Source organism: Mycobacterium sp. 050128 (assembly GCF_036409155.1).
In the GTDB taxonomy this organism is placed as follows: domain Bacteria; phylum Actinomycetota; class Actinomycetes; order Mycobacteriales; family Mycobacteriaceae; genus Mycobacterium.
The window spans coordinates 249,240-262,617 of the sequence record NZ_JAZGLW010000005.1 but is presented as its reverse complement, the minus strand read 5'-3'; the positions used below and the strand labels follow the sequence as shown (position 1 = coordinate 262,617).

8 protein-coding genes are annotated in these 13,378 nt (G+C 65.6%); 1 reads left to right on the top strand and 7 read right to left on the bottom strand.

Annotated elements, in window-relative coordinates:
- Positions 1 to 3,486, bottom strand: a 3,486-nt coding sequence (locus tag SKC41_RS27465) for a beta-ketoacyl synthase N-terminal-like domain-containing protein (protein ID WP_330980841.1), incomplete at its 3' end; no start/stop codon positions are given.
- Between the two features lie 589 nt (positions 3,487 to 4,075).
- The gene (locus tag SKC41_RS27460) at positions 4,076 to 5,680 is read right to left on the bottom strand and encodes a PfaD family polyunsaturated fatty acid/polyketide biosynthesis protein (protein WP_330980840.1); all 1,605 of its coding nucleotides are present in this window, start codon (positions 5,678 to 5,680) and stop codon (positions 4,076 to 4,078) included.
- A 208-nt stretch (positions 5,681 to 5,888) separates the two neighbouring features.
- Between SKC41_RS27460 and SKC41_RS27455 the strand changes: the two genes are divergently transcribed.
- A complete protein-coding gene (locus SKC41_RS27455; RefSeq protein WP_330980839.1) occupies positions 5,889 to 7,439 on the top strand; it encodes an HNH endonuclease signature motif containing protein in 1,551 nt (516 codons plus the stop codon).
- Positions 7,440 to 7,456: 17 nt separating this feature from the next.
- Here SKC41_RS27455 and coaD read toward each other — a convergent pair whose 3' ends face one another.
- From coaD to SKC41_RS27430, 5 genes are read right to left on the bottom strand one after another with little or no spacing between them, the layout of a single operon-like run.
- Positions 7,457 to 7,930 carry a pantetheine-phosphate adenylyltransferase gene (coaD, locus tag SKC41_RS27450; RefSeq protein WP_330980838.1) on the bottom strand — a complete coding sequence of 158 codons (474 nt, stop codon included), beginning with the start codon at positions 7,928 to 7,930 and terminating at the stop codon, positions 7,457 to 7,459.
- Positions 7,931 to 7,954: 24 nt separating this feature from the next.
- Positions 7,955 to 8,509: a 16S rRNA (guanine(966)-N(2))-methyltransferase RsmD gene (gene rsmD / locus SKC41_RS27445; RefSeq protein ID WP_330980866.1), complete on the bottom strand. Its 555-nt coding sequence runs from the start codon at positions 8,507 to 8,509 to the stop codon at positions 7,955 to 7,957.
- On the bottom strand, positions 8,506 to 11,898 hold the full coding sequence (locus SKC41_RS27440) for a pyruvate carboxylase (protein ID WP_330980837.1): 3,393 nt from the start codon (positions 11,896 to 11,898) through the stop codon (positions 8,506 to 8,508). Before SKC41_RS27440 ends, rsmD begins: the two co-directional genes overlap by 4 nt.
- Positions 11,899 to 11,908: 10 nt before the next feature.
- The gene (locus SKC41_RS27435; RefSeq protein ID WP_442931822.1) at positions 11,909 to 12,547 is read right to left on the bottom strand and encodes a vitamin K epoxide reductase family protein; all 639 of its coding nucleotides are present in this window, start codon (positions 12,545 to 12,547) and stop codon (positions 11,909 to 11,911) included.
- Positions 12,544 to 13,311, bottom strand: coding sequence for a DsbA family protein (locus SKC41_RS27430; protein ID WP_330980836.1), 768 nt, complete (start codon positions 13,309 to 13,311; stop codon positions 12,544 to 12,546). The genes SKC41_RS27435 and SKC41_RS27430 overlap by 4 nt, the downstream gene beginning before the upstream one ends.
- Positions 13,312 to 13,378: the final 67 nt, after the last annotated feature.

Sequence of the window (13,378 nt, the reverse complement as noted above, 5' to 3'; positions counted from 1 at the left end):
CATCTCAACGGGATAACCCGTCTTATCCGCCACCACCGCCAACATCTCACCCACCAAATCCACACCCGACACCACCGAAGCAGGCACCGCCACCGAGACAGGCGGCGCAGGAGCAGGCGCAGCAACCGTCCCGTTGTGGACAGCCGGGGCAGCGAGCACGAGCGGAGTTCCGTTGGCAATAGCCGGAGTTGGAGCAGGCGGGGCGGCCGCTGCCGACGGGGCCACGAGACCTTGCAAGACACGTTGCAGACTGTCGAAGGCGTCGCGCAGCGTTCCTACCGCTGCGATCATCTCCGTCACCACTTCGGCACTCAACACGGGTGCGGCCGCCGGCGCTGGCACGGGCGTAGGAGCCGCCAAGGTCACCGGCGCGGGCGGAGCGATCACGGCGGTCGCCGACGCACCGAGTGGGCCATGACCGTTGCCGTTGCTCGCGGCATGACCATTGAGCGCGGCCGCCGCGGGCGCGGCCGGCATCACCGTCGGGGCGACCGGAACCGGCGCCGGCGGCGGGACCGCGGATGGCGTGCCGTTGACGTGGACCACGGGGGTAATGGATTCAGATGGCATAAATTTGGACTCCGATTCGGTCCTGTGGCCGTTGCTGCGGCCACTGCGGTCGAGAGTTGTTTCGATATCGGACGGCCGCCGCACAGGCTCGTCGCTTATTGGCGGCCTTCCATAATTGGATCCATTGATCTTCAAGGTCAGCTTCGGCTTCTCACGGTTACGCGGATCGTCACCGATGCGATAGTCGGCCCACAGGCCCTCGAAATTCATCGGGACGCCGGCCGCCACGAGTTGGGCCAATCCGATCCACAGCGATCGAATTCCGTTCTTGCCCTTGGCATCCAGCGACACCGCGGAGTGCTCCTCGCCGGCGAGACACTTGCCGACGAGATTTGTCAGCACGCCGCCGGGGCCGACCTCGACGAAGGTGCGCGCGCCGGCGCGCCACATTGCCTGAATCTGCTCGACGAACCGCACCGGCTGAGCGATCTGGTTGGCGAGCGTCGTCCGCATTTGTTGCGCGTCACCGGCGTACGGCTGCGCTGTCGCATTGGCGTAGACGGGCACCGCGGGCGTGCCGAACGCGATACCAGCCAGGAAGGAAGCGAAGGGAATCGCTGCCGGGCTGACGATGTCGGAATGGAATGCGGTGGCGACATCCAGGCGTCGCGCGTTGATGCCCGCCGCGGCAAACCGCTGTGCCGCGTGTTCGATGGCGGTGCTATTCCCGGACAGCACAGCCTGATTGGGAGCATTGTGGTTAGCAATGACAACCGGCAGCCCCCACTCCCCGATCAGTTGGCGGACCTGCTCGACCGGCGCGGTCACCGCACACATGGCGCCGTCGCTGTTAGTGGCCGCATCGGCCATCAGCTCACCGCGCTTACGCGCGATTTGCAGGGCGACCTCGCCTCCGAAAACTCCCGCGGCACACAGCGCGGTGACTTCGCCGAAGCTGTGGCCACCGACGGCAACGGGTGCAATGCCAAGCGAGCGAATCACCGAGAGCAGACTCAGGCTGTGCGCACCAATGCCCGGCTGCGCCCACTGGGTTTTCGTCAGCTCGGCCGACTGCAGCGCGCGCTCGTCATCGGTGAATGCCGTCTTCGGCCAGACGACGTCGTGCAGATCGCGATCGGCGTTCAACCGGTCAGCTCGCGCACATTCCCATGCCGCCAACGCAGGCTCATGGAGCTGCGGCAGGTCGGCGCCCATGCCGACGTACTGGCTGCCCTGGCCCGGGAACAGCAAGGCGACCGGCCCGGGTCGCTGCGCCGAGTAGAAGTAGCCCCTGGGCGAGGCGAACGACGACGGGACATCGGCCGCGCTGAGCTTCGCCGCGACTTCGTCGAGCATCGTCTGCAAGGTCGAAACACTGTCGGCGACGACGGCCAGGCGGTGGGGCTGCGCAGCGTTGTACGCGGCTTGCGTGCTGTGCGCGATCCAGCTGAGCATGTCCGGACTGTCGACCAGTGATGCGGACAGCGCAGCTGCTTGCGCGGAGAGCGCCGCCGAAGAAGGCGCGCCCAGCACGACCAGTTCGGAATCCCAGGAGCGGAATCGATATGCACGCTTTCCGGTGCCCGTGTACTCCTCGACGGCGACGTGGAAGTTGGTGCCGCCGAAGCCGAACGAGCTGACCGACGCCCGCCGCGGGACGCCGTTGTCGGCCATCCACGGCTTGGACTGGGTGGAAAGGTAGAACGGCGACTGCTCGATCTCGAGGGCGGGGTTCGGCCGGTCGATCTTGATCGTCGGCGGCAACGCCTTGTGGTGAAGCGCCATCACCACCTTGAACAGGCCACCCGCTCCGGCCGCACCCTTGGTGTGCCCGATCTGGGACTTGACCGAGCCGAGTGCGCACCACTGCCGATCCTCGCGCCCCGATGCGTTGAAGACCTCCCGCAACGCTTCGAACTCGGCCGCGTCCCCGGCCTTGGTCCCGGTGCCATGCGCTTCGACGAGCCCGACGGTTTCCGGGCCGTAGCCCGCGGCCTCGTAGGCGCGCCGAAGAGCTTTCGCCTGACCCGTCGGGCTCGGCGCATAAATACTCTTGGCCCGGCCGTCCGAGGAGGTGCCGATGCCGCGGATCACCGCGTAGATCCGGTCGCCGTCGCGCTCGGCGTCGTCGAGACGCTTGAGCGCGAACATGGACAGCCCTTCGCCCAGCATCGTGCCGTCGGATTTGTCGGAGAACGGCCGGCAGTCGCCACTGGTCGACAGCGCCGTCACCTTGGCGAAGCACATGTACATGAAGATGTCGTTGAAGGCATCGACTCCGCCGGCGAGCACCATGTCCGCTTCGCCGAGGTAGAGCTCGTGCAGCCCGGCTTCGAGCGCCGCCAGCGAGCTGGCACACGCGGCGTCGATGACGCAGTTGGTACCGCCAAGGTCGAAGCGGTTGGCGATCCGGCCGGCGATCACGTTGCCGAGCAGCCCGGGGAAGGTGTTCTCCTGCCAAGTCGCGTAGTTCGACGTCACGCGTTCGCTGAATGCGGCAACCTCTGGTTCCGACAGACCGGCAGCCCGCAGTCCTCGCTCCCAGACCGGCCGGTGCAGACGGCCGCTGATGTAGGTGATCAGCTCCGTGCCACCGGAGGCGCCGAGGATGACGCTGATCCGCTCGCGATCGATGTGAGAAAAATCACCCCCCGCGGCGTCCTCTAAAACTTGTTGCGCGACCCTCAGTGCAAGCAGCTGGGCGGTATCGGTTGCGGGCATAACGTTCGGCGGAATGCCGAAATCCATTGGTGAAAAGTCGACATCAGGCAAGAATCCGCCGCGACGCGCGTACACCTTGTCCGGCATATGCGGATCGGGGTGGTAGTAGTCGTCAATGCGCCAGTGCGACTCGGGGACCTCGGAGAACAGGTCGACGCCTCCGATGATGTTGCGCCAGAAGCGCTCGGCTTCGGGAGACCCGGGAAACAGCGCGCTGACGCCGACAACCGCAACAGGGGGGTGCTTTGATGCCATCGATCACCTTTGCATTGGCTAGACGAGCAACATCGAGTGTTTACTTGCGGCACACCGAAGACTGATCGTCGAGGTTTTGCTGCATTGACCTACACCCCCGGGGCAGGCCTATCGCTCGCCGGGACCATATCAGAACGCAGGGTCTTGTACTGACGAACAGTCAATACCGCTTGACCGTCTTTAAGACGGTCATTGATCCGACGGTTTCCTGGCTTGCCTGCGGACCGTGACAGAGCGATGCTGGTGGGTCGGACGAGCCATTTCAGCTCTACGAGACCGCGCGTATCGCCGCCGCGGCAACGGTCCGCGCGCACCCGTAATCGCACCCGGTGAGCTTTGCTAAGACGGCCGGATAGGTCATTACGGTGATCGGGAGCGTCCAATTCCTTCGTTTCCAAATGTGTCAGTTCGCAGTTACTGACGAGTAACAGGAATTAATTGGATATTGCCCCCGTTCGCGGTCTATCGCGTGAACTGAATAAACGCACTGCGCTAACCGCACGTCAGCAGCTCACAATTGCGCAATGGGGCCGCAGTTTGTCGGCATGCGGAAAGCGTCCGGCATTTTTCTGCCGGAGGCCGAAAACACTTACAAAGAAAGCGGGCGCGGGGCGTAGTTGAACGCATCCGCCGGAACGGGCACGCCGCATTTGCGAGCCTGGTGGGCCCGGCTGATGTGGGTGGCGCCCTCCAGCAAATTCAGCGCCACTTGATCGACTTTCCGCTGCTCAGGGTCCTCCAGATAGCTACCCGCCACCCAGCTGTTGAAGGCTCCCATCGAGGGGCCACACCAGATCTGGTAGTCCAGGACACGATCCGGTTGCCCGTCGATCGCCCACCGGCTTGATTTGCCGAGGTACCAGCGGAAGACCAGCCCCATCTGATATTTCGAGTCCCGGGTCGCGAGTTCAAGCACCGCGGGGTCGCGCTGCTCCCAGTACTGATGTGTTTCGGCCCAGACCTCCCCGACACTCTTGCCGAGGATCTTTTCCAGCTCGGCACCGTGCTTGTCCACGACGGCACTCAGGCTGGGGTTGGCCGCATACCACTCGTAGAGCTTCCTCGCCCGGGGGCCGAACATGGCACCACGCTTGAGGACCTGCAGGTTCACGCCCATCTCGAACATGTCGGACGCCGGGGCCATCATCACGTCGGCCACTCCGGCCTTGGCCAGCATGCCGCGGGCGTGCGGGGAAAGACCCGACTCGATGCACGACTGGTTGACCGAGCCGGTCAACACATAGGCGGCACCCATCGCGAAGGCACCGGCGACCGACTGCGGCGTACCAAGACCCCCGGCGGCACCCACGCGGATCCGGCAGGCCGGGGCGTGCTGCCGCGCCAGCTTGTCGCGCAGCAGCACGATTTCCGAGAACAACGCCGGCAGCGGGCGGTTGTCGGTGTGCCCGCCGCTGTCGGCCTCGACCGTGATGTCTTCGGCCACCGGTACATGCTGGGCGAGCTCGGCTTCCCGCTGGGTCAGCTTGCCGGACGCGACGAGCGCCGAAACCAAGGCCGCGGGGGCGGGCTCCATGAACAGGCGGGCGACCTCGGGACGCGAGATCTTGGCCATCACGTGGTTCTTGCGGACGATCGCGCCGGCCGGGTCGGTCGACAAGCCCGACAGGGCGTAGTGCACGACCGCGGGAGTCAGCTTCATGAACGCCGATGCCTCGACGACCCGGACGCCCCGTTCGATGAACAGCTCGGCGACCCGTCCCTCGAGCGCAACCTCGTTGGGTGAGTGGATCAGGTTGGCGCCCCAGGCAAGTGGTCTGCCCGCCAGCCTGGTCTGAATCTCGGACAGTCCTCGTTCGACGGCGTCAAACGACAGGCCGCCCGCGCCGAAGAAGCCCAGCATCCCGGCCTCCGCCACGGCCACCACCAGTGCCGGGGTGGCGATGCCGTTGGCCATGGCGCCCGTGACATAGGGGAAGCGGATCCCGTGTGACTCGCAGAACTCACGGTCGCCGAGCCATTCCGGATAGATCGGGGGCAGTGTCCCCATCAGGGAGATGTCGGACGTACCGGCGCCGACCAGTTCGCCGCCCATCGCCAGGCCCAGCTGACCGGTGGCGTCCTCGCGGACCACATGAACGGGGTGGCGCACGTACTGCAGGATGTGAGCGATGTCTTGCGGCGCGAATGCGGCCGGCGCGGTCGTCGCCCGCCATCCGCCCAAACATGGGCTCACGGCCGCCTCGGTGCGATCGCTTAATAGAGCGGTAGGTCGCTCATCCACTGCCGAGTCCTTCCATCACAGCGTTGACGCGTATCCCCCGCGGTGGCCGAAGCCATGTATCGAAAAATCAAGAATGAGCTTCTCATGAACCGCTACCGCGCGGCTGAGGAATCTCAACTCCGTCCAGAAGTTGTCGGGCCACCCTTCTATAATCGAATGTATGTTCGATAACCTCGATCCCCCCGATCTGGTGACGGAGATCGAGTCCGCCCACCGGCAGGAGTCGATGTTGGTGGCGCGGCGGATGGCGGCCGTGGCGGCATTACTTCGGCACCGAGTGGCCGCCACCGAGCAGGCCGAGCACCACCGTGGCTATGCCGTGATCGACGGGTTCGAGCGGACCGCGGCCGAGGTGGCCGCCGCGATGAACCTGTCCCCGATGGCGGCAAGCTATCTGGTGTCATACGCCGAGTCGCTCGACACCAGGCTGCCCAATCTGGCGGCCCTGCTGTCCGAGGGCCGCACCGATTGGCGCACCGTCCGGTTGATCATCAGCCGTACCGACCTGATCACCGACGACCGGTTGATCGCCGAGGTCGACCGGTCACTGGCCAACCGCATCGGGAAATGGCACGGCTGGTCACGACAACGCATCGTCAATGCGGTCGACGCCACGGTGCGGGCCGTCGATCCCGATGCCGCCCGTGAACGACGCGAGACCGCCGAGAATGACCGGTACATCGCGATCAGCACGCTGGACAACGGGATGGCAGACATCTACGGCACCGTCGGGGCCACGGCCGCGACGGCCTTCGATCGCCGGCTCTCGCAGCTTGCGGGCCAAGTGTGCGCAGCCGATCCGCGGACGATGGATCAGCGCCGCGCGGATGCCTTGGCCGCGCTGACTCAGGGGCGCGGCCTGGTATGCCGCTGCGAACAGCCCGACTGTCCCGCCACGACTGGAGCCGACGGCAGCGACCCGGATTCAGCCGGTGTGCGGGTGGTCATCAACGTGGTCGCCAGCGACAAAACCGTCAATGCCAACAGCGATGCACCGGGCTACCTCGAGGGTTACGGGATCATCGACGCCGACCAGGTCCGTGAATTGGCCGCCGCCGCAGCACAACTCGTTGCCGACCCTGTCACCAGCCCGGCGCAGGCGCTGCACTACCAGCCATCCGCGGCACTCGAACGCTTCGTTCGTTGCCGGGATCTGACCTGTCGCTTCCCGGGATGTAGCCGTCCCGCAGTGGTATGCGATATCGACCACACCGTTCCGTTCAACCACCAGGATCCAGCGGCCGGTGGCATGACGGTGGCGCTTAATCTCAAATGCCTTTGCCGCCAACACCATCGGCTCAAGACCTTCCACGGTGGATGGCGCGACACACAACTTGGCGACGGCACCGTCATCTGGACCTCTCCGAGCGGGCGCGTGTACCGGACGTTCCCGGCCGGGGCGGATCTTTTCCCTCAGCCGCGCGGACCGGCGTGCGCCACGCCGACCCCGGTGCGACGTGATAGGTCCCAGCGGCGACGCGCCCGGATCAGTCAAGCGCGGATGCATAACCGGCAGCAAAAAGCCCGCAAAGAGGAAGTTGCCGCGCGCAAGTTCCGAAACCATATGCGCGACAGTCTGTTCGCATTCAAGGGCGCGTCAAGCACCAGCCCGTTCTGCACCTGGATCAACGAACCCCGCGAGCCCGAGGAACTACCCGCCGATTGGGTACCCGAAGCCGTGACGCGGTTGCCGGACGACCCGCCCTATTAATATCCCCACTCGCAACTTCACGGCAGCCTCTCGCGCAGGCGGCGATTCACCGACTCCGGCAGCAGCTTCGAGACGTCGCCGCCCATCATCGCGACCTCTTTGGCCAACGACGACGACACGAACGAATACTGCGGCGCGGTCGCCACGAAGAAGGTGTCCACATTGGCGATGTGCTTGTTCATCTGCGCCATCTGCAACTCGTACTCGAAATCGGTGTCGGTGCGCAGGCCCTTGACGATCGCGGTCATCCCGCGGGAGGTGACGAAGTCCACCACCAGGCCCTGCCCGACCTCGACGCGCAGATTCGGCAGGTGAGCCGTCGCTTCCTCGATCATCGCGACGCGCTCGTCGATGTCGAACATGCCCTTCTTAGCGGGGTTGGTCAGGATCGCCACGACTACCTCGTCGAACTGACCCGCGGCGCGTTCGAAGACGTCGATGTGGCCCAACGTCACCGGGTCGAACGAGCCCGGGCATACGGCGCCGCTCATAAGCGACCAAGGTAGCAGGGCGTCCTAGTCATATTCGGCCAGCTCCAAGCGGGTGTCGCCGTAAATCCGCTCCGGCCATGGGGTCCAGCCGTCCGGCCAGGTCAGCGGAGCGCTGGCGGCGGCCCGTTCGACGACTGCGACCGTCGCCGCGCGTACCCAGCCATGGGCGCTCAGCGCGGCCAGGACTGCCTGAACCTCGGCGGTCTCGACGTCGTAGGGCGGGTCGGCCAGCACCAGATCGACCGGGGATGCGGCCCCGCCGGCCAGCACCGCGGACACCGGGCCCCGGCGCAGCGACGCGCCGGGCAGACCCAGGGTGTCGATGTTGCGCGCGATGACGGCCGCAGTGCGCTGATCGGACTCGACGAACAGCGCCGAGGCCGCTCCCCGCGAGAGCGCTTCCAGACCCAGTGCACCCGAGCCCGCGTAGAGGTCCAGCACCGCCAAGCCGGTCAGATCCAGCCGCGCGGTGACGATGTTGAACAACGACTCGCGCACCCGATCGGTGGTCGGCCGGGTCCCGCGCGGCGGCACTGCGAGGCGTCGCCCTCCGGCAGCGCCGCCGATGATCCGCGTCAGCTCAGCACCACCAGCAGATCTCCACCCTCGACCTGCGCGGTGCTCGACACCGCCACCCGCCCCACGGTGGCGTCCTTCGGAGCGGTGATCGGGGCTTCCATCTTCATCGCCTCGATCGTGGCGATCGTCTGGCCGGCGCTCACCCGATCGCCCTCGGTCACCGACACGGTGACGACCCCGGCGAAGGGTGCCGCGATGTGGTCGGGATTGCCTCGCTCGGCCTTCTCAGCGGTCGGGATCGTGCTGGCAATGCTGCGGTCGCGCACCAGCACCGGACGCAGCTGGCCGTTCATGATGCACATCACCGTGCGCATCCCGCGCTCATCAGGCTCGGAGATTGCCTCCAGACCGATCAACAGATCGACCCCACGTTCCAGTGTCACCTGATGCTCTTCACCCTGCCGCAGACCGTAGAAGAACTGATTGGCCGACAGATGCGACGTGTCACCGTAGGTGTCCCGGTGCTCCTCGAATTCCTTTGTCGGACCAGGGAATAGCAGTCGATTGAGGGTGGCTTGACGTTTGGCGCCGCTCAACGCGAGTCCGGCCTCGTCTTCTGCGCTGAGCTGCTGGACCGGCTTGGCGGGCCCGCGGCCCTGAAGCGCGGCGGTGCGCAGCGGCTCCGGCCAGCCACCGACCGGGTCCCCGAGCTCGCCACGCAGGAATCCCACCACCGATTCCGGGATGTCCAATCGTGAAGGGTCCGAAGAGAATTCGTCTGCGGTCAGCCCCGAACCGACCAGCGCTAGCGCCAGGTCGCCGACCACCTTCGACGACGGGGTGACCTTGATCAGTCTGCCCAGCACGCGGTCGGCACCCGCGTACGCCTCTTCGATCTCTTCGAATCGATCGCCCAATCCCAGCGCGATCGCCTGCTGGCGAAGGTTCGACAACTGGCCACCCGGGATTTCGTGGTGATAGACCCGCCCCGTCGGACCGGGAAGCCCGGATTCGAAGGGGGCGTAGACCTTTCGCAGCGCCTCCCAGTAGGGCTCCAGCGCGCATACCTCCGAAAGCGACAGGCCGGTGTCGTGCTCGGTGTGCGCGGCGGCGGCGACGATCGAGCTCAGTGCCGGCTGGCTGGTAGTGCCCGCCAGCGGCGCGGCGGCACCGTCGACGGCGTCGGCACCCGCGTGCCAGGCGGCCATATAGCTGGCCAGCTGGCCGCCCGGGGTGTCGTGGGTGTGTACGTGGATCGGCAGGTCGAACCGACTGCGCAGCGCGCTGACCAGTTGGTGTGCGGCCGGTGGCCGTAGTAGCCCGGCCATGTCCTTGATGGCCAGCACGTGCGCACCCGCGTCCACGATCCGCTCGGCCAGATTGAGGTAGTAGTCCAGCGTGTAGAGCCGCTCACCCGGATCGGACAGGTCACCGGTGTAGCACATCGCGACTTCGGCTATCGCCGAACCGGTTTCGCGGACGGCGTCGATAGCCGGGCGCATCGAGTCAAGATTGTTGAGCGCGTCGAAGATGCGAAAGATGTCGATACCGGTCGCGGTCGCCTCTTCGATGAACGCCGAGGTGACCAGTTCCGGATATGGCGTGTACCCCACGGTGTTTCGGCCCCGCAGCAGCATCTGCAGACAGATGTTGGGCATCGCTTCGCGCAGCGTGGCCAGCCGCTCCCAAGGATCTTCCTTCAGGAAGCGAAGCGCCACATCGTAAGTGGCACCGCCCCAGCACTCCACCGACAGCAGCTGCGGCATCGTCCGGGCCAGATAGGGCGCCACCATCATCAGCCCACTGGTGCGCACCCGGGTCGCCAACAGCGACTGGTGGGCATCGCGGAAGGTCGTGTCGGTCACGCCCACCGCGGGCGACTCGCGTAGCCAGCGCGCAAAACCCTCGGGCCCCAACTCAACTAGCCGCTGCTTTGATCCGGCCGGCGGCTCCGCCTCGAGATCCGTCGGATCTATGAAGGGCAGCTTGTCGTGTGGGTACACCGTCGACGGGTGCGTGCCATGCGGGTGGTTGACCGTGACGTCAGCCAGGTAGTTGAGGATCTTGGTGCCACGGTCGGCCGAGCCGCGTGCGGTCAGCAGATGTGGGCGCTCATCGATGAACGACGTGGTGATCCGGCCGGCCTGGAAGTCCGGATCATCCAGAACCGCTTGCAGGAACGGAATATTCGTCGACACCCCGCGAATCCGGAACTCCGCGATCGCGCGCCGGGCCCGGGACACCGCCGTGTGGAAGTCGCGGCCCCGGCAGGTCAACTTGACCAGCATCGAATCGAAGTGGGCGCTGATCTCCGCGCCGAGGTTGGTGCTGCCGTCCAGACGGATGCCGGCACCGCCGGGACTGCGGTAGGTGCTGATCCGGCCGGTGTCGGGGCGGAACCCGTTGGCCGGATCTTCGGTGGTGATCCGGCATTGCAGTGCGGCGCCGTGCGGCCGAATGTTCTCCTGGCTCAGGCCCAGATCCTCCAGCGTCTCGCCGGAGGCGATGCGCAACTGGCTGGACACCAGGTCGACGTCGGTGATCTCCTCGGTCACGGTGTGCTCCACCTGAATCCGCGGATTCATCTCGATGAAAACGTAATGACCGCTCTCGTCCAGCAGGAACTCCACAGTGCCCGCACAGCTGTACCCGATATGCCGGGCGAAGGCGACGGCGTCGGCGCAGATCTTGTCGCGCAACTCGGCGGAAAGGTTTGGCGCGGGCGCCAATTCGACGACCTTCTGGTGGCGACGCTGCACGCTGCAGTCGCGCTCATGCAGGTGGATCATGTTGCCGGTGTTGTCGCCCAGGATCTGCACCTCGATGTGGCGCGGCTTGATCACCGCCTGCTCGAGATAGACCGTCGGGTCACCGAACGCCGACTCGGCCTCACGGCTGGCGGCCTCGATCGCCTCGGTCAGCGCATCGATGTCGGCGACGCGCCGCATACCTCGTCCCCCGCCACCGGCAACAGCCTTGACGAACAACGGGAACCGCATCTCGGCAGCAGCGGACAGCAGTTCCTCGACCGACGCCGACGGCGCCGAAGATGCGAGCACGGGCAGCCCGGCTTCGCGGGCCGCCTCGATTGCCCGCGCCTTATTCCCGGTCAGCTCAAGGATTTCGGCACTGGGACCGACGAACGTGATACCGGCGGCCGCGCAGGCCGCGGCCAACGCCGGATTCTCCGACAGGAAGCCGTACCCGGGATAGACGGCGTCGGCGCCGGCCCGGGAGGCAGTTTCGACGATCTCGTCGACGGACAGGTAAGCGCGCACGGGATGACCGACGTCGCCGATCTGATACGACTCATCGGCCTTGAGCCGATGTACCGAATTGCGGTCCTCATACGCGTACACGGCCACCGTGCCGACGCCAAGTTCGTACGCCGCGCGGAACGCGCGTATCGCGATCTCACCGCGATTGGCCACCAGCACCTTGGAGATCACCCGCGACTCCTTACAGAAGTGTCGACCAATAGTCCCAGAACCGCACCATGATCAGCAGGAACACCGCGGTGAACCATAGCGCGGTGATCGACCATCGCCATTGATAGAGCAACCGCGCCGCGGTGCCGTCGAGCACCGGACGAAACACGATGGACCCGACCACCACCAGCAACGTGATCGTCATCGCCCATACCACCATGCAGTAGGGGCACAACGCCCCGATCCGGTACAGACTCTCGAAGATCAGCCAGTGCACGAACCCCGCACCGACCAGCAGTCCGACCTCGAGTGAAACCCAAAACCAGTGGGGTATCGACACTTTCGCCACCGCCAACACGCCGGCAACCAATACCACGGTGAACGCCACGATGCCCAGCAGCGGGTTCGGGAAGCCCAGCAACGAGGCCTGCGGCGTGACCATCACCGAACCGCACGACAGGATCGGATTGAGGTTGCACGACGGCACATACGACGGGTTGAGCAGGAGGTCGATCTTCTCGACCGTCAGGGTCGCCGACGAGGCCAGCCCGATCACCCCTGCGATCAGCACCCACCACGCGCTCAGCGTCGGTACGGACGAGTCACGCGTCGAAGCCGATGGCGGATCGCCGGGTTGCCCGGCGGGTTCGACCGACACCGCGACCGTCACGAAGCCGCAGGGGCGACTGGTGCGTCGATACCCGGAACGTCGCCCACGATGGTCTTGATCTTTCCGACCAGCGCATCGGGTGTCGACGGCTCGTAGTTCTCACCGTTGATCTTGATCGTCGGGGTTGCGGTGATGCCCGCGGCCGAGGCTTCGCCACTGACCTTGGAGACGTACTTCCCGCTGTTGATGCAATCCGGCACCTTGCCGACAACGCCGGCCTCGCGGGCGAGTTCGATCAATTTCGCGTTGTCGGGGAAGCTGCTCCCCCGCTCGTCGGGCTGGATCCCGGTGGTGTACAGCGCGGTGTGAAAACGACGGAACGCGTCCATGTTCTCGTCGGCGACGCACAGCGCCGCCGCCCCCGCCCGCGACGAATAGTTCTGGTTCTTGGAGCTGTCGAGAATGGCCACCATCGAGTAATCGGCCGCGATGGCACCGGAATCGATCAGCTTGGAGACCGTCGGTCCGAAGGTGCGCTCGAAATTGCCGCACGCGGGGCACAAGAAGTCCTCGTAGAAGGTCACGACAGCCTTGGGGTTGTTCGTCCCGGGCTGGTTGACCACCTTGCTCGACGTCACGCGAACGGTGTCACCCTGACCGGCGATGCCACCCTTCTTGTCCTTATGCGACGTCACGATGTAGAACACCAGCGCGACCGCGAAGACGATGATGAACGCGGTACCGCCGATCTGGATGAGCCGGCCGGACTTCCCGTCTGACGCCTTCAGGTCGAATCGGGGGGGACGTTTCGAGTTGTCGGCCACAGGTTCGGTGATCCTTCTGTGTTGGGTCGGCGTGCGGGCGTTACGTCGGAGCCGCGCTACTAGATTA

Excerpts from the sequence above, each read along its gene's own strand:
- SKC41_RS27455 (WP_330980839.1), top strand. The coding sequence starts at position 5,889 with ATGTTCGATAACCTCGATCCCCCCGATCTGGTGACGGAGATCGAGTCC.
- coaD (WP_330980838.1), bottom strand. The coding sequence starts at position 7,930 with ATGAGCGGCGCCGTATGCCCGGGCTCGTTCGACCCGGTGACGTTGGGC.